The sequence below is a fragment of the Butyrivibrio sp. ob235 genome (assembly GCF_900109475.1).
Classification (GTDB): Bacteria; Bacillota; Clostridia; order Lachnospirales; family Lachnospiraceae; genus Butyrivibrio.
On sequence record NZ_FOBE01000002.1, the window covers coordinates 39,271 to 61,075 of the forward strand.

The 21,805-nt window shown below is 44.8% G+C and carries 17 protein-coding genes; 14 read left to right on the top strand and 3 right to left on the bottom strand.

Translation table 11 applies throughout. The annotated features are described in order from the left end of the window. Window positions 1-2: 2 nt before the first annotated feature. Window positions 3-2,501 (top strand): HD domain-containing phosphohydrolase, encoded by a 2,499-nt coding sequence (locus tag BMW61_RS02710; RefSeq protein WP_091819694.1) that lies wholly within the window; start codon window positions 3-5, stop codon window positions 2,499-2,501. Here BMW61_RS02710 and BMW61_RS02715 read toward each other — a convergent pair. Then, window positions 2,496-3,215 (bottom strand): LytR/AlgR family response regulator transcription factor, encoded by a 720-nt coding sequence (locus tag BMW61_RS02715; RefSeq protein ID WP_022760790.1) that lies wholly within the window; start codon window positions 3,213-3,215, stop codon window positions 2,496-2,498. The two genes, BMW61_RS02710 and BMW61_RS02715, sit on opposite strands and share 6 nt — an antisense overlap. Before the next feature lie 215 nt (window positions 3,216-3,430). Between BMW61_RS02715 and BMW61_RS02720 the strand changes: the two genes are divergently transcribed. Together BMW61_RS02720 and BMW61_RS02725 are read left to right on the top strand one after the other, a co-directional pair. Further along, window positions 3,431-4,072 (top strand): hypothetical protein, encoded by a 642-nt coding sequence (locus BMW61_RS02720; RefSeq protein ID WP_022760791.1) that lies wholly within the window; start codon window positions 3,431-3,433, stop codon window positions 4,070-4,072. Further along, window positions 4,069-5,709, top strand: coding sequence for a sensor domain-containing diguanylate cyclase (locus BMW61_RS02725; RefSeq protein ID WP_091819696.1), 1,641 nt, complete (start codon window positions 4,069-4,071; stop codon window positions 5,707-5,709). The genes BMW61_RS02720 and BMW61_RS02725 overlap by 4 nt, the downstream gene beginning before the upstream one ends. Window positions 5,710-5,766: 57 nt before the next feature. Here BMW61_RS02725 and BMW61_RS02730 read toward each other — a convergent pair whose 3' ends face one another. Then, window positions 5,767-7,710, bottom strand: a complete 1,944-nt coding sequence (locus BMW61_RS02730; protein WP_175475075.1) for a PilZ domain-containing protein — start codon at window positions 7,708-7,710, stop codon at window positions 5,767-5,769. 236 nt (window positions 7,711-7,946) lie between these two features. Here BMW61_RS02730 and BMW61_RS02735 point away from each other — a divergent pair, with 236 nt between their 5' ends. Continuing rightward, window positions 7,947-9,014 (top strand): hypothetical protein, encoded by a 1,068-nt coding sequence (locus BMW61_RS02735; protein ID WP_022760794.1) that lies wholly within the window; start codon window positions 7,947-7,949, stop codon window positions 9,012-9,014. 136 nt (window positions 9,015-9,150) lie between these two features. Here the strand turns inward: BMW61_RS02735 and BMW61_RS02740 are convergent, their stop codons facing one another. After that, window positions 9,151-9,678, bottom strand: coding sequence for a QueT transporter family protein (locus BMW61_RS02740; protein WP_022760795.1), 528 nt, complete (start codon window positions 9,676-9,678; stop codon window positions 9,151-9,153). Window positions 9,679-9,860: 182 nt separating this feature from the next. Here BMW61_RS02740 and BMW61_RS02745 point away from each other — a divergent pair, with 182 nt between their 5' ends. The 10 genes from BMW61_RS02745 to BMW61_RS02790 all read left to right on the top strand — a co-directional run bounded on the left by BMW61_RS02745 (window position 9,861) and on the right by BMW61_RS02790 (window position 21,772). After that, the gene (locus BMW61_RS02745) at window positions 9,861-10,217 is read left to right on the top strand and encodes a hypothetical protein (protein ID WP_139176176.1); all 357 of its coding nucleotides are present in this window, start codon (window positions 9,861-9,863) and stop codon (window positions 10,215-10,217) included. Window positions 10,218-10,306: 89 nt separating this feature from the next. After that, entirely contained in the window at window positions 10,307-13,078 is a 2,772-nt protein-coding gene (locus BMW61_RS02750; protein ID WP_091819701.1) for a hypothetical protein, read from the top strand. A gap of 156 nt (window positions 13,079-13,234) precedes the next feature. Continuing rightward, complete coding sequence (glnA, locus tag BMW61_RS02755) at window positions 13,235-14,590, top strand: type I glutamate--ammonia ligase (protein WP_091819702.1); 1,356 nt, start codon at window positions 13,235-13,237, stop codon at window positions 14,588-14,590. Between the two features lie 25 nt (window positions 14,591-14,615). Further along, window positions 14,616-15,167 carry an ANTAR domain-containing response regulator gene (locus BMW61_RS02760; RefSeq protein ID WP_022760799.1) on the top strand — a complete coding sequence of 184 codons (552 nt, stop codon included), beginning with the start codon at window positions 14,616-14,618 and terminating at the stop codon, window positions 15,165-15,167. Window positions 15,168-15,274: 107 nt separating this feature from the next. Continuing rightward, window positions 15,275-15,784, top strand: a complete 510-nt coding sequence (locus BMW61_RS02765) for an acyl-CoA thioesterase (protein ID WP_022760800.1) — start codon at window positions 15,275-15,277, stop codon at window positions 15,782-15,784. Between the two features lie 71 nt (window positions 15,785-15,855). Continuing rightward, window positions 15,856-16,515, top strand: coding sequence for an HD-GYP domain-containing protein (locus BMW61_RS02770; RefSeq protein ID WP_022760801.1), 660 nt, complete (start codon window positions 15,856-15,858; stop codon window positions 16,513-16,515). A gap of 114 nt (window positions 16,516-16,629) precedes the next feature. Continuing rightward, a complete protein-coding gene (ptb, locus tag BMW61_RS02775) occupies window positions 16,630-17,547 on the top strand; it encodes a phosphate butyryltransferase (protein ID WP_022760802.1) in 918 nt (305 codons plus the stop codon). Between the two features lie 69 nt (window positions 17,548-17,616). Continuing rightward, window positions 17,617-18,684: a butyrate kinase gene (buk, locus tag BMW61_RS02780; RefSeq protein ID WP_091819704.1), complete on the top strand. Its 1,068-nt coding sequence runs from the start codon at window positions 17,617-17,619 to the stop codon at window positions 18,682-18,684. Between the two features lie 145 nt (window positions 18,685-18,829). After that, window positions 18,830-20,434 carry a response regulator transcription factor gene (locus BMW61_RS02785; RefSeq protein WP_091819705.1) on the top strand — a complete coding sequence of 535 codons (1,605 nt, stop codon included), beginning with the start codon at window positions 18,830-18,832 and terminating at the stop codon, window positions 20,432-20,434. 3 nt (window positions 20,435-20,437) lie between these two features. Further along, window positions 20,438-21,772, top strand: a complete 1,335-nt coding sequence (locus BMW61_RS02790) for a sensor histidine kinase (RefSeq protein ID WP_044959890.1) — start codon at window positions 20,438-20,440, stop codon at window positions 21,770-21,772. Window positions 21,773-21,805 lie beyond the last annotated feature (33 nt).

Sequence of the window (21,805 nt, forward strand, 5' to 3'; positions counted from 1 at the left end):
TGATGTTTCATAGGCTGTTCTTTGAGCTTTCAGCAATTTTATATAACTTGATGATATGCCTTTTCCTGACAATCACTTACACGGATTCGTCAAGGACCACTAAGGCATTCAGGAAGTTTGCGTATTACCTTACAATAGCAACTATTGTAGATGTGGCGACGGAGGCAACACTTATTTATACAGGGGAGATTCCTGTAGTCGGACATTATGTGATACACGCTTTCAATATTTTGTCTGCGACAGTTGCCGCAAATTCATATGCGGAATATATAGTTGCCTGTGCAAATGTTGATATCAAGGACACACTTCTTCATAAGATCAATCTTGCTGTGGTTATTCTGCAGTGTTTCCTGATGGTTCAAAATGTTTATACCGGTAATGTTTATATGTATACGCCGGAAAATGGCTACACATTCGGGGCGTTCTATTTTGCGTGTTCATTCCTTCTGCCGGCATATTATGTATTATTGGCAACCGGATTTACTGCGGTTAACCACGACTGCTATACAATTTTGCAGCTGTTTAGTATAGGAATAGCGACTTCCATAGTATTTGCAATTTATGTTATTCAGACGTTTTTCCTTACAAATCTGGTCCTCATATTCTTTTCTGCATCACTTGCGATGCTGGTACTGTTTTTCTCTTTGGAGACACCGGATTTCCACAGGCTTGAGAAGACCATAGGAAAACTTGAAAAGGCTGAGAAGGAAGCTCTGGAAGCAAGAAAAAAAGCAGAGGAAGCAAGTGAAGCGAAGAGTGAATTTTTGTCACAGATGTCCCATGAGATAAGAACACCGATTAATTCAATTCTCGGATTTGACAATCTGATTTTGGAAAACACAAGAGAAGCCAGGGTGTCGGAGTATGCTTCTAAGATAAAAGGTGCGGGCGAAACCCTTTTAGCTTTCTTTAATAATCTACTCAATCTGATTGCGCAGAATCCCGGAGAGGATGTGGACATAAACAGCCTTTTTGACTATTCGTCTCTTTTGGAAACAGATATAGATGAAACAATAGTTCCGATTATGCCAAAGGCTCAGATTCTGGTTGTTGATGATAATGCAATGAATGTGGATCTGCTGCTTAAGATATTGAAAAAGACAGAGGCGCAGATCGACACAGCGGTGGACGGGCAGAAGGCTCTTTTGAAATTGCGCAAGAAGACATATGATCTCGTAATCATGGATCACATGATGCCAATAATGGACGGTGTTGAAACGCTGAGTATTATGAAGGAGGAGCGCCTTAGTAAGGATTCCCCTGTTATTATGCTGACCGCAGGCGGTCTTAGGGGAGATGAGGAGAGATTCAAGGAGCTTGGCTTTGATGCGTATCTTTCAAAGCCTGTGGTTGCGGATAAGCTTTACGATCTTCTCATCGATCTGATGCCTTCACACCTGATTGAGAGCAGAGCTTCACTGGAGCACTTGTTTTATAAAGAAAACGCGCCGGTAAATAAGGAGCAGGAAGAAAAGACCAATGTCACGATTTACAGAAAATCACTGGCTGAGCTTTTCCCTGATATGAATGTGACTGCAGGACTTGATTTTTGCATGGGCGACGAGGAATTCTATCTGTCGCAGGTTGAGATGTTTGCCGACAGCGATAAAGGTACTGAGCTTGCTGGATTTTTGGAAAACAAAAATTGGGACAGCTACCTTATATCTGTGCATTCTCTAAAGAGTACAGCAAAGACAATCGGCGCTGACGCGTTATCCGAAGAGGCACTGGCGATTGAAAATGCATTAAAGGAGGGCCGCTACGAAAGCGTTACTAAGGGGCATGGTGCTCTGAAGACTCACTTTGATGAACTTTGCATTGCTTTGAAAAAGGGTCTTGATGAGTACAAAAATATGCCTGTTCAGACAGCGGACGACAAAGATGGTGCGCCGGCGGCTTCGGGAATGCAGCAGGCCGCAGATTCTCCTCTTGGTGGGGGATTGTCTGCCCAGATTCTTCTCGCGCTTGCAAATACAGTGGACTCCAGGGATATAAACAATCCGGGCAGATCCATGAGGGTTGCACGTTACTCGTCTGAAATAGCAAGAAGGCTTGGGAAAAGCGAGACCGAACAGCAGGATGTCTATTACATGGGACTTGTACATGATATAGGAAAGCTTATCATTCCGGAGAAGATTTTGAGAAAACCCGACAGCCTGACGGAGGAAGAATCCGAGATAGTAAGACAGCATCCTATAATAGGATATGAAATTCTGAGGAATATTTCAGAGTTGCCGGGACTTGCGACGGGAGCCAGATGGCATCATGAAAGATATGACGGAACAGGATATCCGGACGGACTTGCAGGGGAGGAGATTCCTATAGAGGCCAGGATCATAGGAATCGCCGATGCCTATGACGCTATGACTTCGCAGCGACCGTATGCCTCTGTAATGCCGCCCCTAAAGATAAAAAAAGAACTGGAGCGAAACCGCGGGAAACAGTTCGATCCGGTTCTTGTAGATGTGCTAATAGGAATGATAGATGATAAAGAATCATAAGTTTTTAAGGGAATAATCTGCGAGCATGCGAGCTGCTTCACGAACACTTTCCCTTCTGATATGAACGGAGTCTCCGTCCTTCATCTGGAGTACCTGAAGATCCTTGTCCACGGATTTTACATGGGCGAGATTCACAAGATAACTCTTGTGGCAGCGGATAAAGGAATCGTCCGGAGTCTGGGCCTCGATGTTGTCGAGTTTACCTGTAAGTTGAATGGTTGCTCCGTTAGCCATATGGAAATAAAGCGTGTGAGAACTCTGTTCAACATAACAGATTTTTTCAAAGGGAAAGGTCATATCCTTCCCTCCCACTCTGATTGAAACACCGCCCTGGGTATGTTTCATCGAGGCAGCGAGCTCCAATACTTCGGAAACCTCGGTAGAATCAAAAGGTTTCATCAGATAGCGGATTACACGGTTTTTATAACCTTCCATAGCGTGATCCTGGCTGGATGTGGCAAATGCGATCGGAACGGAAGCGTCAATACTTCGTATTCTTGTGGTTGCGTCAACGCCGCCCATGCCCGGCATTAGAATGTCCATGAAAATAAGGTCGTACAAACCCGGCCTGAAAGCATCCAGGAATGCCTCGCCGGACTCAAAAAGAATAATTTCACAACCCGGACGAACCTTATCGATTATGAACTGAAGCTGACGCCTTTGAGCCATTTCATCATCACATACAGCGATTTTTAGAATATCAGATGCACCCATATGCAACCCCTCATAAAATAATGTTCTTATTTAATTATAATATCATAAAATGTGACGATTTTGACAACTAATATCACAATTATTAGATTTGTCAAGTACGAAATATGAACAGAACAGTTCATATTTCGTAGTTTTTGTTGAAAAAAGACTGTTATAATAATATTTGTAACATTATGTCATAATTGCTCTGACTAGGAGCGAAAGGTGATGGGGAGATGAAAAAATACAGTCTGGGAAGCAGGATATCCACGTACTTGAGAGTCTGCATTGTTCTCTGCGTGCTTATTCAGTCCCCATTCTGCGGACTGAAGGGAAATGCCCAGTTTCAGGGTGTTTACAATAACAAGGTGATTTTTACGGCTCCGAGTGCGGAGAAGCTTTTTGACGGTACTCCGCTTACGGAACAGATTGATGTCACGGCACAGGGGCTTCCACCGGGATATACCTACAAAGCAGTCGCAGAAGGGAGCATTACATATCCTGAGGAAAATCAGGAGAACAACAACATAGTTACTGATTATGCTATATTCGATCCGAGCGGACTTAACGTGACCGAGAAATTCGTCAATGTTGAGCTTAGACCTGGGACCCTCAGAATCAGCGAGAAGGAAGCGGTTCTCGGCGCTAAGAGAGATGCTGAGGAAGATGAAGCAGAATCCGAGGAGAGCGAGTCTGTCGTCTCAGAGGATGAAGAGATTGTTGAAATCGAGGACGAGGATGCGGCAAAGGCAGATTCGCCTTACTCATTTATGAATTCTTATTCACTTGAATTGGTTATGTATATTTTCTTGATACTGATAATGCTGGCAGTTTTTATTGTCTTTATAAGAGACAGTAACAAAATGAGGGAAAAATGAAATCTATTCAGGAAAAAATCACGCTTCTTACAACTATAGCAATTCTTATGGTAGCTCTTATTGTAGGTGGAACCGCAATTTTCACTTTGCGACAAGCGGGTGAGTACAATTCGGCTCAAATTCTGCATCTTACCTGTGAAAAGGAGGCAGATACAATTAACAGAGTCCTCTTAAATACGGAGGAGGCTGTTAATATCCTGGCTGATTATGCGGTTGAACGCCTTTTTTCAGTCGAAAAACTTGCCGGAGATCAGGCATACAGAGACAGCTACACTGTTCAGCTGTCCAATCTTTTTTCTAATATCGCGGAGAACGTTCCGGGAATAGTTTCTTATTATGTCAGGTTTAATCCTGATATCATGCCGCCTACGAGCGGGCTCTTTTACAGAAGAGATTCCCTTGATGATGAATTTGAGATGACCGAGCCTACAGATATCAAGGCTTACGATAAGGACGATATGGGCCGTGTAAACTGGTGGTACATACCGGTTGAAAACGGAGTACCCACATGGCTTGAACCTTATCATAATGAAAATATCGACAAGGATCTTATATCCTATGTTGTTCCTTTGTATGAAAACGGTGTGCTTGTCGGTATAGCCGGAATGGATATAGATTATTATACTCTTGTTGATACCGTTAAGGCTATCAAGTGCTATGATACCGGATATGCATGCCTTGCAAATGATAAGGGTGATGTATATTACAATCCCAATTTTGATCCCGGAACTGTTATGGAAGAGATGAACCTTAGAGGTATTATGTCTTTTGAAGCCGAGAGCAGCGGAGATGAGCTGGTTGATTATTATCTCGGAGATATGAGAAAACTGCTCTCCTACAGCAGTCTTGTTAATGGAATGAGACTTATCATAACAGCGCCTCGAAGTGAGATACTCGCGATGAGTAATAACCTTACAAGAAGAGTTATTATATCAACGATCATCGTTCTGTTCACATTCCTGTTCCTTACTATTATGGTTAGCCGCAGGATTACAGGGCCTCTTAAGACTCTTGCTCAGGTTGCAAGAGAGATCAATGATGGTAAACTCGAGGTGACTTTCCCTAAAGAGACCAGCGATGAGGTAGGAGATCTTGTTCATGCCATGGAGAAGATGGTTCATCACTTGAAGCATCACATCGACGATCTGAATTCACTTGCTTATCACGATTCTCTGACGGGCGTAAAGAACAAGACGGCATATGATGATGCCGCATCCAAGCTGGATTCACAGGGCGGCGAGAAGGAATACGGTATAGTTGTTTTTGATGCAAACAATCTTAAGAAGATAAATGATACTTACGGTCACGAGAGGGGCAATATTTATCTTCAGAATGCCTGCCGTCTTACCTGTAGGATTTTCAAGGGAAGTCCTGTTTTCAGAATTGGCGGAGATGAGTTTGTTGTAATTCTTCAGGGAGATGACTACGATAATTGCTACAAGCTTCTTCGTGATTTTGATGTGGAGGCTGAGCGCCACAATTTAGAGACTGTAAATGAGTGGGAGAAGATCAATATCGCAAAAGGTATGGTGAAGTACGATCCCGAGACCGACGCGAATGTGGAATCGGTTTTCAAGCGCGCAGACGCCCGCATGTATGTTGCCAAACAAAAGATGAAACTCGCCGAGATGGGGTAAAAAAAGGCTTCCCCTTGAGGGGAAGCTGGCAGCCGAAGGCTGACTGATGAGGTGGAACTATTCGTTCTTACTTATTCGCTCGAGTTCGATGATGTCGGCGATTTGTTCGGGAGTTAAGAAGCCATCGTTCTTGTTTGGAGAGAAGAGGCCTTCATCGACGGAGTTGCCGTTCTGATTGAAGTAGCCGTCGTAGTCCTCCGGGAAATAACCGGTATCATGGGCGTTTTGTCTCTTTGCAGATTCGTCAGCCTGACGGTTTTCGACAAGATATCCGCGGCGCTTAGGTGCAGAGTTTGTTTCTCGATTTTCTCTGAGCGAGTTTCGACCCGTGGTTTTTGTTGAAGAAGCCTTGGCGCTGTCAGTACTTGTTCTTGTGGATTTCGAGCCTGAACCCATGGAACTCTGGTAGGCATCGACAAATTTTGCCTGGTGTTCAGCCGGTGCGACAGGAGCAGAGGAGACCTTGGGTCTCTTTGCAGCAGGTACATCGGAAACGGATGAACGACGTGTGTTGCCGCCGGAAGCGGATGAACGTGCAGGCCTTTTTGCAGACCCTGAAGCTGCCTTATTTGCAAGGCGCGCAGCAAGACCTTCCTCACTGCTTACCACTGAGGATATAAAGTCGATTTCCTTTTTTGCTTTTTTGGATGGTTTGAAAGCAGAGCTTTCGAGTGCCGTCAGTTCTTCAAGCTGTCTTCTCTTTGCTCTGACGGGAGCCTCTTCCATGTAATCAAGTTCCGAGAGATCATGAAGAGGCTTTTTTTTTGTTTTCTTAACTGTTTCAGCAGAACTTTTCTTTGCCGTAGCGGCATCGGTTTTCCTTGTTTTTCTGGAAACTGTATTCTTAACTCCGGCACCCTTTCGGGGAGTTCTGTCTTCTATGGAATCAAGTTCTTCCTGATAGGCATCTTTTACCGGAGCAGTATCGCCTGAAGTTTTTTCCCTCAGAGCATTTTCTTCTGCAGTAGTGGCAGGCCGCTTGGAAGCAGGCTTTGAGCCTTGTTTCTTCCCCGGAGTTCTGTCCTCGATAGATGCAAGTTCTGCGAGATCTTCAGCGGATACAATTTCGCTGATGTCGCGAATATCAGTCAAGTCTTCAATATCTGCGACTCGCTCGGCTCTTGCCTGAAGTATATCCTCCACGCTTCTCTCGGGAATGAGATCGGCAGCCTCCTCCGGAGTAAGATATTCTGCATCCTCAGGTTCGGGCTGAGGCTCAGGCGTAGGCGCAGGTGCGACTTCTTTCTTCTTTTCGGGAAGTTCCCACTTATTTGCATGCTTTTGACGCTCGTATTCTTCAGAGACTGCGAGCTGAGGTACATAATTAACAGGTATCTTGTCACCGGATGCGATTTTTTCATCGGGAGAATCTGCGATACCGAGAATGTCGTCAACACCGATTCCGAGTTTTTCTTTTTTCTTGCTGCTGATAAGAGTTACAAGGTCGGCTCCCATAGCATCGAGAGTGCAACCGACAGCGGGCTGTCCGTTCAAAGTGAAAACGCGGACAACTGTCGCTTCACAGGCATAGAAATGAAAATAATTGGGATCGTATCGGAAGGATGCGATGATGTGATCTCCGACCTTGGCCGTAGTATTGGTGTCGAGGATAAAGGCGATGCCCTTCATGGAAATATCATAAACGAGGGCGTTTCTGATATCTTTGCTGTCGCCGATTCTGATGACGCCCAGTCTGTCGATATCGTAGCGCTCAGCCTGTCTGCGGTTGATGATTTTACCATCCTCAGTACACCTGATCAGATGGAATTTGCCATAGCGCGTCTCTACAGGCCCGATGCGGCTTGAAGTAAACTCGTAGGAACGTCCGTCTCTTTTGTTTACGGCTACAACCTTGGAAGGCTCGGCGAATGTAAGATCCTCATCAAAATAGGTCAGTGAGTCCACAAGAAGACCATCCCGAACACCCACTTCAGCCTTGGTAATAAGAAGGATTCCGTGCCCGTTGATGGTCGCATGAATTTTAATTTTTGAATCTTTCATCACATCACTTAGTTTCATATAAATATTTTATAACGCTATATAATCTTCGTAAATAGAATACTCTAAAGAAATATCAGAATAATCCGAAATATATTTTGAGTCCAAAGTAGCGGAGCTATTTGGATAATGAACCGGGCAGACCGACAGGTATGCCCGGTTATTTTTTGTAGCGCGAAAGCGGCGCAAAACATATTCACAAGAGCAAGGATGCGCGTTATTGCTTGGAGGTAGTGCTTATGAGGATTACGGGAAGTACAGTCAACCTTGTTTCAGAAAGGAGGTACACGGAAAACTACTCTTTTACAAGGCAGAATGCTTTGACGACCGGACAGACGATTGGAGATACGGCGTCGGAATTTAAGAAAGCCTTGATGTCGTCGGAAGCTTCAAGACTCTCGGGTGAAAAAGAAGAATTGTTTACAAATTACAATGCGGACGGTGGCTTTGCAATTACAGGTGAGAGTCCAAATTATTCGAAAGTATCCGAGATAGAAAACATAAGAATGCAGATAATGGAAAGACTTCTGAACATCATGCAGATTCTTTACGGACAGACAGGAGGCGGTGGAAGGAGCAAGATGCAGGAGTACATGAGGGAGCTGAGCAGCCGGATGGGCGGCGGATCCTATCAGTGGATGAGTGTATCCACTGCAACTTATGTCCACACGCAGGAAGAATATACTGCCTTTTCAGCGCAGGGGATTGCCAGGACCGAAGACGGAAGAGAGATCAGCTTCGGGGTAGGGATCAGCATGACCAGGCAGTTTACGGAGGCGGTTGGTATCACTCAGATCAGACCTGCACAGCTTATCGATCCGCTTGTGATCAATGTGGGAAGCGGTGTTACGGAGATTTCGGATCAGACCTTCACATTTGATCTGGACTGTGACGGAACCTTGGATGAAGTAAAGAGCATAGGCCCCGGGAGCGGATTCCTTGCATATGACAGAAACGGTGATGGCGTAATTGGTGACGGAAGCGAACTCTTTGGTGCAAAAAGCGGTGACGGCTTTATGGAACTTTCGGAGTTTGACAGTGATAACAACGGCTGGATTGATGAGAACGATGCGATATATGAAAAACTGAGAGTCTGGTGCAGAGGTGAGGATGGAAAGGACTCACTTATGACTCTTAAGGAAGCTGATGTCGGAGCAATTTTTCTTGGAAATGCGGAAACAAAGTTCACATCCCAAGGATCGGATTTTGCAGTGAATGCACAGTTTAAGTCGAGCGGCATTTTCCTTAGAGAGTCGACGGGAGAAGCCGGAGCAGTCCATCAGATCGATCTGGCAAAGCTTGCTTAGATAAGCGATTCGGTTGTGCCGATAATATAGCCATAAAAAATAAAAGGACACCTTTTCCTCTGAGGTGTCCTTTTTATCATATCCAGCCTTATTTTGCTGAAGTATCCTTCTTTTGATTTGATGTTTTACGATGCTTTCAAGCAGCAGTATTGCTGTTGTAGTCAGCTGCTTTTCCAAAGATAACGTTTCTTACGGGTAAAAGTGCTGAGATAAGAACGGATCCAAGTACAACACATGCAAGAACCTCTCCGATAGCAACTGTAAATGCAGTGAACAAATATGAAGCCACTGTTGCGGGAACCATACCGCACAGAATAAGAATGAAAGGAACGATTACCATATTTGAAATAACCGGAGGAAGTGTCACAAGGAATCTGTGATCCTTAAGCTTGTAGGAAGCAAAAGCCGCAATAGCTGTTGCAAATGTACCTAAAACGATATCCCACACTCCTGCACCTGCAAAAATGTTACTGATAAAGCACCCAATTATAACTCCGGGTACTGCAGCGGGTGTGAAAAAGGGAAGTACACAAAGTGCTTCGGAAACGCGGAACTGAATAGCACCGCTTGCAAGGTCGAACGGCTGAATCATCGCCGTTAACACAGCATAGATAGCAGCAATCATCGCTGCCTGAGTGATAAATAATACGTTATTGTTTTTCATTTTTCTCTCCTTTAGGGTTTAGTGGTCAAAATACCGACCGATTTCGAGTGGGAAGGATTTAACACTCGTATTTCTTTGTAGCGCATTATAGAATAAGGCGTAATTTAACAGATGTCAAGTGGAAAAGGGTGCCTTCGACGGTAAAATATGTATATAAGGTGCTTGATAAGATTGGAGACAATATGACTCGGGAAGAATACATTAAGAATGCATTTGAAGCATATGATAAGCATGAGTATGATTCTGCGCTGCAGAGTTTTATTGCTGCGCATGAATTATCTGATTTAGAGGGCAAGAAATACATAGTAGAGGCATTGTATGCCAGTTTTGTAGAACCCAATCTGGATGCTTATGCCGATCAGGAAGTCGAAGAGACAACTGATGCCATTTTATTTGATTCCATATGCGATTTCAGGGATATTTGGCCGGAGGAGTTCATAAACTATTTGAAAAGGACCGGGAATCCGGTTCCCAAAACTATTCGGAGTGAGTTCGGATTCGATTATGAAGAACTGTTCAAAACACTTAAAACAGAATGATATTATAGAAAAAACAGCTATTTCCCATTTTACTACTCCCCCAAAATCTAGTATAATTTTCATATAATACTTGCTTGGGGGATTTTTTTATGGGGACGAATCACAGGATCCATTTCGGATTTCTTTTTCATGTGAATTTTTATCATGCAGGGCTCGGTGATACAAATGATGACAGGGGCTTTGGGCGTGACCTTGCACGGATTCGCGATATTCTCGATATTTTAGCAAAAGCAAATAATGAAGGACAGCCGGTGCGCGCAGCGTGGGATTTTGAGAACGATTACACGCTTGGGCGGATTTTGCCCTCGCTTGGACCTGATGTAATAGATGGTGTGAAGACTAGGCTTCGTGAAAGGGGAGATGAACTTCTTTTTTCCGGGAAGCACGCAGGACTGTTTGCGGGAATGACCGGAAAAGAGCTGAGCTTTGCGCTTCACTATAAATCAAACGAGCTTGGAGAAACTTCAAATGTTCTTCGCCCGGAGGGTGATTTGTTTTCACCTGCGATAATCGGAAGACTTAAAAAAGCAGGAATCGAAGCTGTGCTTCTTGGCAACAGCAATGTGGGGCCTAATGCGCTTTCCACAGTCACTAAAGATCTTAGAAAAAATACCTATGTAAAATATAATCCCGCAACCTACAGACACGGGAACAATTCAATAACTGTGCTTCCCTACTATACTCCCGCTGATTTTCTTGAGGAGGGATCACTGAAAAAATTCCTTGATTCCCTGCATAATAAGCAGTTATCGGGCGAGATAGACGGTGATGTTTTTGTTCTTGTCGGAGCAGATGTCAGAAGTCCCTGGTGGGAAGATATGGAGATCAGAAATATTTTCAGAAAGTCATCGGGGACAGAGGGACTTTCCGGATTTATAAAAGCTCTGAGGAAATTTGATTACATAGCCTATAACACACCGACAGGATATCTTAAGGAGCATGCTCCGGTGTCGGAGATTTCTTTTGCGGGAGACTTGGCAGGAGGAACAAGTGGAGACTTTTCTGCCTACAGTGAACTTCCCTATGACAGACTTATCTGGACCAGAATCGAAAGAGCCCGTATGGGCAGTAGAGTATACAGCCATGAGAGAGTTTCCGATACTTTGGCACAGAGGATAAAACTTTTGTCGGCTTCGGAATTTGGCCTCTTTTCACCGGCTCCCGCCAAGGACAGATTCGCCGAGATGGACAGACTCTCCGTCGAGATTCAGAAGATTGAGAGAAAAGCCATAAACGAAAAAGAGATGTCCATGCGAACCAGTGGCCGCCAAAGGCTCAACAACAGTGCAATCGGTAAGCATCTTTATTCAAGAAGAAAAGATGATGAGGAGAGGAATTCCTTCATCATTATGAATCCTAAGGGACAGCGCGTTGTCAGTTTTCAGCTTTTGATCGACAGCGGTCAGTGTCCAAAAATCGGGACACTTGTTCTGGAGTGTGATGAGTGTCAGATAAGATCCTATACTGCTGTAGAAATGAGCAAGGAGAATGGATATGTTAATTCCGCCTTTGTGGTGATGCGGTTTGCAGAGGCACAAGGGACATATAAGATATACTATCACTTCGATCGCTCGGATATTCCGAAGGAGCCGCACAAGCCTCTTATTGAATTAAAACCTGAGGATCATCCGGTTTTCCATGCAGAGGGTGCCATGAAGAGGCTTCTGGAGGCGCAGGGAAAACTTAAAGCAGCACCGCCGCCAAGTCCCGATGATGGCAGGAGGCAGGCTGTTGCTAATCGTATCGCGGAGATAAACAGTGCACAGGGGGTAACAAGAGCAAAGACTCTTACCTCAGGTGGTGAGCGCGACAGCTATGTTATATCAAGCCCGGATCAAAAACTTAGGATTGTGATAAGCGGCATGGGAGCTACGAAGGGTCACATTCGCGAAGTATTTTACGATGATGAGAGAATCGGCGATAACCAGTTTCTTTCTTCCTTTGTGAAAAGCGGAGGAACTGTTTCCGAGTTTACCTGCGAAGAGATCAAGGACGCCGAGCTTGCCGGAGAAGGCATGGGAGTTACGATTTCCGGAACGGTTCACGCAGGCGGCGAATCAGCTCCCGGAAGGTATGAACTTCAGATTATAAAAACTGCAGCGCTTAAAGGTATTGACGGAATTCTTCTTCATATGGATGTTACCTATCCCAGTCTTGAGGGTGTGGGAGAGGCATTTTTGGAGGAGATCGCACCGCTTCAGATTTCGCCGCAGTATCGTGCGGGTGTGTCGGTAATAAGGAGAAGCTTTAACGGAATCGTGGGTGATTATCCGGTTTCTGTTTTCGGAAAATCGGTTCCCGGAAATGAGAATATCGCATCCTTTAATCATCAGATGACCGCAGGTATTGTGGGAGCAAAGGGAGCTCTCTCCGGAATACTTATAGGAATTCCGAGGACTGTTCTGGGAGGTCTTGCTATATGTCCCGGAAGACTTTTGACTGACGGAGAAGGACAGCACCTTAATCTTAATCCCTACGGAACCTATGGAATACAAAGTAAGAAATATCCTTCTGAGAGCGAGGGAGTTTTGCAGAAGTATGCGGACAGTTTTGTCAATGAAAAGCCCATAAATACGGCATCTGCTTACAGCGGAGTGAGGGAGAAATTCTGCATGTGCCTTGCGGGCTTTGCCGGTGCAAACCCCAGTGAGGGACAGCTTTTGGAACTTTCGGCATTCTGCGACGGCGCGATAATCTGCGGCGATGAGACGGGAGTAATTCATCCTTTCGAGGGTGATAATGTGACTCTTCCCCGAGCTTATAAGGAGATTCCGATAGGGACGGATAAGAGAGAAGAACATTATAACAGTAAGAACATCAAAACAGAGCTTGCAAAGTTTTTGTCTAAGAAGCGCAGATGAAAATAAAACGTACAAAAATGATTGACGTTAGCTTGTGTTTTCTGTTATCGTAGACAAAAGGCAAAGGCGCCATTCCAGTGGGATAAGTGTCTTTGCCTTTAGTTTTATATACACGCGGCAGCGCCGCCGCATATTAAGGCGCAGAAAGAGGACGACATGGGTAATCTAACCAAGAAGGATATCTTTAGAATAGTCAAGGAAGAGGATGTTGCTTTTATCAGACTTCAGTTCTGCGACATTTTCGGAACTCCCAAGAACATCGCGATAACCGCCGGGCAGCTGGAGAGCGCACTTAACAACGACTGCATGTTTGACGGTTCTGCAATAGAGGGCTTTACGGGATTGGCAGGAGACCAGTTTGAAGACCTTGAGAGCGATATGTATCTCTACCCCGATCTTGACAGCTTCCAGATTTATCCCTGGAGACCTCAGAGCGGAAAAGTTGCCAGAATGTTCTGCGACGTCTATACCGCAGACAGAAAGCCTTTTTCAGGTGATTCAAGATCAATATTAAAGAGAGTCCTTGATGAAGCTAAGGATATGGGACTTATCTTCAAGGCAGATCCCGAGCTTGAGTTTTTCCTTTTTGATCTTGACGATGAGGGACAGCCCACGACAAGAACGCATGAGAATGCCGGCTATTTTGACCTTGCTCCCGCAGATCAGGGTGAGAATGTGCGCCGTGATATTATCATGAACCTTGAGGAACTCGATTTTAATATAACGACATCTCATCATGAAATTTCACCTGCCCAGCATGAGATTGATTTCACCGAGGATGATGCTGCAAGAATGGCAGATATGATCATGACCTTCAAGATGGCGGTCAAAACCATCGCAAAGCGTCACGGACTCTATGCCACTTTTATGCCCAAGCCCAAGGAAGGTGTGAATGGTTCCGGTATGCATATCAATATCCTTTGTGAGGATGAGGATGGTAACGACCTTTTCGCCGGAAAGGACGGAAAGCTTTCGGACATGGCCAATCATTTTATTGCGGGTGTCCTTGACCATATCTGTGGAATAACTCTGGTTACCAATCCTCTTGTAAATTCATATAAGAGACTTGTACCCGGGTATGATGCACCTGTAAATGTGTCCTGGTCATCATCTTCAACCAACAGGAGTGCGCTCATCAGAATTCCTTCAATGACAGGAAAAAATGCGAGAATTGAGCTTAGAAACCCGGATGCTGCCTGCAATCCTTACCTTGCGCTGGCGCTTATACTGGCAGCGGGTATGGATGGAATTAAGAAAGAGCTCACACCTCCTGCAGAGCTCAAGGTCAACCTGAAAAATAAGACCGATGAGGAACTCAGAAAAACCAGGCTTTCCACCCTTCCCGAGACTCTCGGAGAAGCTATCGAAAGCTATCAGAAGGATAAATTTGTAAAGAAGGTACTTGGCGAAGCTGTTTTCAACAGATATCTCGATGCCAAGCGCAGCGAGTGGAAGAGCTTCCGCACCTGTGTAACCCAGTGGGAAATCAGGGAATATTTGAATAAGCAGTAATAAACTTTTTTAAGGAAGTACCAATTTGCAAAACATCATCGTTGCATTCGCAAAGCAGACGGATGCGCAGAATTTCAAAAGCATATTGATGCGTGGCGGTTTTGAAATCGCTTACGTATGCCAGACCGGTGCTCAGGCTCTCACAGCAATGGAGAACCTTGGTAGCGGCGTGGTCATTTGCGGCTCAAGGCTGGGCGACATGCTGTGCACCGAGCTTTCAGAGGATATGTCTGCGTATTTCAAGATGCTTCTGGTGGCAAGCCCTGCGAAAGCGGATGAACTTGGACTTCACGCGTATGAAAATATCGTCTATCTGCCAACTCCCCTGAAAAAGGATGACCTCTATTCAACCCTTACGATGATGATTGAGGGCGTGCAGCTTAGACGCAAGAAAATAAAAGACAAGCGCAGGTTCAGGAGCAGCGAGGACCAGAAGGTTATCGACAGCGCCAAGGCTATCCTTATGGAGCGCCACAACATGACTGAGCCCGAAGCACACAAATATCTTCAGAAGTGTTCCATGGATTCCGGAACATCTCTTCTTGAAACCGCAGAAATGGTTTTAAGTCTTAAGTAATCACATAGCAAGTTATGTTATAATATTTACTATAAAGCCTTCCCATTGGGGGAAGGTGTCAGCGAAGCTGACGGATGAGGGGAATATTATACATACGGAGGCTTGTTATGAATAATCGTGTTTTTCATGTAGATCACCAGATAGCAAGTAAAAATGTAGAGGAGTCGGTTACCGAGTGGACCAGAGTTGTTCAGTACAATGAGATCAACGGCTACGACAGACTCTTTGGCGGAGAGCTTATGAGCTGGATCGACCAGGTGGCGGGAACCGTTGCACTGCGGCACGCAGGAACACCCGTAACTACTGCTGCAATCGATAACATGCAGTTCAAACAGGAGATCAAGCTTAACGATATCGTTGTTCTTATAGGAAGAATTACTCACGTAGGCCGCACCTCTATGGAGGTCCGTGTAGATACCTATGTTGAGGATCTCAGGACAGGCATGAGACATGTGGTTAACAGAGCATATCTCACCGAGGTTTGCGTAGATGAGGACGGAAGACCGACGACAGTTCCCTACGGTCTTAATGTGCGCACCGAAACTGAGCGGGCTGAGTGGCAGGGTGCCGAGAAGAGGATTGAACTTCGTGCACAAAGAAGAAAAGAGGGCTTTTAAAATTCCCTGTGATGTATTAAAATCTAATAACTGTTTTAGATGGGAATTAGAAAATCAAGGGAAGTCATTAAATGGATAATTTTGAAATCAAATATCATCAGCAAAAGAGAATCACGGATCAGCTTATGCATGCACTTGCAAGGGTTGCTGATGAAAACGGAAGATATACAAAAGAGCATTCTGAGAGAGTTGCGCTTTACTCGATGGAGATTGCAAGACGCATGGGGAAAAGCCGCATGGAGCAGTACGAGATATATCAGATGGGACTGCTTCATGATATAGGTAAAATCGGTGTTCCCGACTCCATAACCGCTAAGCCGGAGGGGTTGCAGGAGGAAGAGTACGACCTTATGAAAAAGCATCCAATGATAGGTGCGAAGATCCTCCAGGACATCACAGAGATTCCGGGGCTTGCAGTGGGTGCAAGATGGCATCATGAGAGATTTGACGGAAGCGGATATCCGGATGGTCTCGTAGGAATGGCAATTCCTGAGGAGGCGCGAATCATAGGTGTTGCGGATGCCTATGATGCAATGAGCTCAGAGAGAAATTATTCCTGCGTTATGAAGCAGAAGAAGATTAGACAGGAAATCGAGGATGGAAAGGGAACCCAGTTTGATCCCGAAATTGCCGATGTTCTTCTTCAAATGATAGACGACGACAAGAATTATGTAATGAATTCCGAAGTACCTACATATATTATAGAAGAATACTTCTCAAGAATGGAGTAAATAAGCCAGTTAGATTGAAATGCGTGGCACATCGTGGTAAAATTTTAACGATGTGCCATTATTTTATTATATGGCAGAGAATTATTATTTTTTCAACAATCAGGAGGAACACAAATGAGTAAGAGTTTCGACGATATTCTTGCAAAGTTAAAGACAGCAAGCACTAAGAAGCTTGCGGTTGCATGCGCACAGGATGAGCCTGTTCTTGAGGCTGTTAAGCTTGCTAAGGAGCGCGGCATTGCCGATGCAATCCTTGTAGGCGATAAGGATGAGATCGAGAAGATCGCAGCAGGTATGGGAATGGATCTTTCCCAGTTCGAAATTATTGATGTGAAGGACACAGTAGAGGCAGCTACAACTGCAGTTTCACTTGTTCATGACGGTAAAGCTGATATTTACATGAAGGGTCAGCTTGATTCCAAGACCTTCCTTAAGTCAGTTCTGAATAAAGAGGTTGGACTTCGTACAGGTCGTCCTCTTTCTCATGTTTGTGTATTTGAGATTCCAGGCATAGATCGTCTTTTATTCCTTACAGACGTTGCTTTCATGCCCTATCCGACTCTTGAAGATAAAAAGGTTATTATCGAGTATACAGTTAACGTAGCACGTGCTTGCGGAGTTGATTGTCCTAAGGTTGCTCCTCTTGCAGCAGTTGAGGTTGTAAACGACAAGATGCCCGTTACAGTTGAGGCAGCTGAGCTCACACGTCTTAACGAGGCAGGCGAGATCAAGAACTGCATCGTTGACGGACCTCTTTCCATGGACCTTGCAATTGATCCTTCTGCAGCAGAGCACAAGGCAGGTGCTAAGGATCGTAAGATTGTCGGCGACGCTGATATTCTTCTTTTCCCTGACATCCATGCAGGTAACCTTACTTACAAGACAATCGTTCGTCTTGCAACAGTTAAAAACGGTAACATCTTAACAGGAACCAAGGCTCCCGTTATTCTTACATCACGTTCCGATTCAGTTGAGGTTAAGCTCAACTCTATCGCACTTGCAGCAGTAGTAGCAGAAGAGAAGAACCTCTAATAGCCTTCCCCTTGGGGGGAAGGTGGCACGAAGTGCCGGATGAGGGGGTATAAAAAAGGAGAGAAAACCATGATTAAAAGTTTAATTATCAATCCCGGTTCCACATCAACAAAGCTCGGTATCTTCGAGGATGAGACTCTTAAGATGGATGAGACACTTCGCCATCCCACAGAAGAGATTGCAAAGTATGACCACATCACAGATCAGCTTGGCTGGAGAAAAGAACTTATTCTCAATTTCCTTAAAGAGTCAAATGTTGATGTTAAGTCTTTTAACGTAATCGTAGGCCGCGGCGGTCTTGTAAAGCCTATCCCGGGCGGTACTTATGAAGTTAACGATGCACTCCTTAAGGATCTTAAGGCAGGCGTTCAGGGTGAACACGCATCTAACCTCGGCGGACTTCTTGCAAAAGAGATCGCTGATGAGATCGGTGTTCCTTCCTATATAGTAGATCCCGTTGTTGTAGATGAGCTCTGCGATGAGGCAAGAGTTTCAGGTCTTCCTCAGCTCCCCAGAGTTTCAATTTTCCATGCTCTGAATCAGAAGGCTGTTGCCAGAAGATTTGCTAAGGAAAACGGCAAAAAGTACGAGGATATCAATCTTGTAGTAGTTCACCTCGGCGGTGGTGTTTCCGTTGGTGCTCACAATAACGGTCAGATCATCGATGTATTCAACGCTCTTGACGGTGACGGAGCTATGTCTCCTGAGCGTGCAGGCGGTCTTCCTACAGGCGGTCTTATCAAGCTTTGCTTCTCAGGTAAATATTCTGAGGCAGAGGTTCGTAAGATGGCAGTTGGTAACGGCGGCTTCAATGCATGGCTCGGCACCAACGACATGAGAGAAGTTGTTAAGATGAGAGATGAGGGCAATGAGAAGGCAAAGCTCGTTATCGATGCATTCCTTTTCCAGCTTGCTAAGAACATCGGATCCGAAGCAGCTGTTCTCGACGGTAAGGTTGATCAGATCATCATCACAGGTGGTATTGCATACAATGCTGCACTTATGGATAGATTGACAGATAAGGTTAAGTTTATTGCACCTGTTACTGTTTATCCCGGAGAGGATGAGCTTCTTGCACTTGCTCAGGGCGCCCTTCGCGTTATGAACGGTGAGGAAAAGGCTAAGATCTACGAGTAAAACGAGCCCTCATAGCCTTCCCCTGGGGGGAAGGTGTCAGCGAAGCTGACGGAAGAGGGGTGAATTGACCCTTCCGGGTGTCACACCTGGAAGGGTTTTTATCTTATAGGAAATGTCTCCGAAATTCCTATTTTTTGGAGGAAACATGAAAGTTTTTTTGGTGGAAGACGAGTTTGTCGTCAGAGAAGGAATTAAAAATAATATAGACTGGGAAGTACATGGCTACGAATTCTGCGGCGAAGCGGGAGACGGTGAAGTGGCCTATCCCATGATTCAGAAACTCCAGCCGGATATCGTGATCACAGATATCAAGATGCCCTTTATGGATGGGCTGACTCTTAGCAGAATGATAAAGGAGCAGTTTCCCTGGATAGAGATAATTCTTCTTACGGGTTACGAAGATTTCCAGTTTGCCCAGGAAGCTATAAGGATAGGTGTGTCCAGCTACCTTAGTAAGCCCATAAGCGGTGAAAATCTATTAAAAGAGATTGATAATCTTGCTGAGAAAACAAGAGAAAAGCGCCGTGAGCGTGAAGTGAAAAAGCGCTATGAAGAAGAAATGCTGGAGCGCACTGAGTACGACAGACAGGAACTTTTCGCAGATCTTGTGGCAGGCACCAAGGGACTGTCTGAGATTCTTGACAGAGCTAAAAAGCTTTCACTCGACCTTACTTCCATAAGATATAACGTGATTCGTCTAAAGGTTTGGTCTACCCGCCATGATGCCTACGAGTATTCCCAGAGTGTTGTGGAAATTGAGAAGGGTGTAAGGGGCATTGCGGAAGAGGCAGGTGCTATTTTCTTTGATCTTGGAATCGAGGGTGCGGCACTCTTGTTCAAGGGTGATGACGATGAATCCATTGGTGCGAAAATCGAAGAAAGCATGCTCAAAATGAAGAAGCTTTTCGAGAAGTACCATCATATAAAATATTTTGGAGGTGTTGGACAGTGCGTAGGACGAGTTTCGGATATCCCGATATCTTTTTCCTGGGCCAGCAGAGCCTTCGCTCACATGTATTTGACAGATGACAACGGCTTTTTGATAGGTCAGGAGGACATGCTCCATCCCCAGCAGGAGGATGTGGTTTTGTCGGAAATTGACCCGAGACATATAGACAGAAGGCTGATAAGAGAGTTCCTCAGAAGAGGCGATACCACTGAGGCTGAATTTTTCATAGAAGAGTTCATTAACGGAATGGGAAAAGGTGCGATTCGCTCAACTCTTCTTCGTCAGTATATTGCGATGGATGTCTATTTCTGTGTTACGGACTTTATGGAAAATGAGCTTCACTGTGAGGAGAAGCCGGAGATACCCGTTCCCGATGTCCTTGCGGATGAGGAAAAGACGCAGCAGTATATGGTCCGCATAGTAAAAAATGCTGCGGCTTTAAGGGAAAATGATAACAAGGGACATTATCGCGACGTTGTAAACGAAGTGATGAATTATATAGAGGAGCATTACACGGAGGAGGATCTGTCGCTTAATACACTTGCCGCGCACGTTAACTTTTCACCTAATCATTTAAGTGCAGTTTTCAGGCAGCAGACAGGTCAGCCGTTTATCAAATATCTCACCGACTATCGTATGAATGCTGCGAAGGAGCTTCTCAGCAGTACATCCAAAAAGAGCAACGAGATAGGGCTCATGGTGGGATATAAGGATCCTCATTATTTTTCGTATTTATTTAAAAAGACTCAGGGGGTTACACCTACTCAGTACAGAGGCGGTAATCGCACGGAGGAGAATTAGTTGATGGAAAACGGATTGAGCAGACGGTCGGTTAGCGGAAAATCCAAGCTGGCCAATCAGATAAGAATTTCATATGTGATACTGCTCCTTCCGAGCATCATTTTCATGGCGTACGCTTTTTATAATATGTGGACGATCAATGAGCGATACAAAGACATGCTAAGTTCGGTGGTGGCGGCCAGTGAATTCAGTCTTGATTTCAAAGAGGACTTTGATTACGAGACCTATTTGCTCATTGTTGGAAACGTAGCGCTTGCGGATTCCAAGATACCGGAGTATTTGTCCGATGCCAGGGAAGTTGTTGAGAGGCTCGAGGATTACACTGATACCAAGGATAACAGGAAGCGTCTTGAGAGCGCACAGAAATACCTTAACAACCTCGAGACTTATATTGATCGAATCGAAGATAATATGAACTACGAGGACAGGTACGAGGCAAATATCACGATCTGGGAGAATGATGTCCAGATTGTAACGTCGCTTTTGCAGGAAACCATCAATGAGTACGTCTACTATGAAAACAGACAGCTTCAAACGGCTCAGCAGGAGACCAGTCAGTTCTATTTTGATATCGTAAAAATCTCAACCGGTTTGTTTGCATTTATCGTTATCTTCATTATGGTTATGTCTTTCTGGGGGCCTTTGTGGATTACAAGGCCTATCGAGGAGCAGGTAAAAAATGAGCAGAAGCAGCTGAGAAAAGCGGAGTTTGAGCTTTTGCAGGCGCAGATAAATCCTCACTTTTTGTATAATACGCTCGATGCTATTGTATGGTCCGCGGAGGCCGGTAATCAGAAGCAGGTTGTGAGCATGGTCGGAAGTCTTTCCGACTTTTTCAGAAGCTCACTAAATAAAGGTAAAGAAATTGTTACCATCAGGGAGGATCTGCAGCACGTCAGGAGTTATCTTGAGATTCAGCAGATAAGGTATCAGGATATCCTTTCGTATGAGATAGATGTTCCGGAGACGATTTATGACTATGTGATTCCGAAAATCACAATTCAGCCGGTGGTAGAAAATGCGCTCTATCACGGAATTAAGAACAGGCGAGGCGGCGGCAAGATAATAGTTACCGGCGGAGATCTGGGTGAGTTTATCCAGATCACTGTAAAGGACGATGGTATGGGCATCTCCGATGAGAGACTTGTATCGATCAGGGAAAATCTGAAAAGTGACAAGCCCGAGGATAATACAATTTACGGTCTCTACAATATAAATGAGAGAATCAGGCTGTCGTTTGGTGATGAGTACGGTGTGGGAATTGATTCCACGGAAGGTGTCGGGACTATTGTAAATATTCGCCTCCCGAAAATCTTAACCGAAATCATAAAAAAATGAACTTAAATAAAATTTACATAAAAAAATCAACTT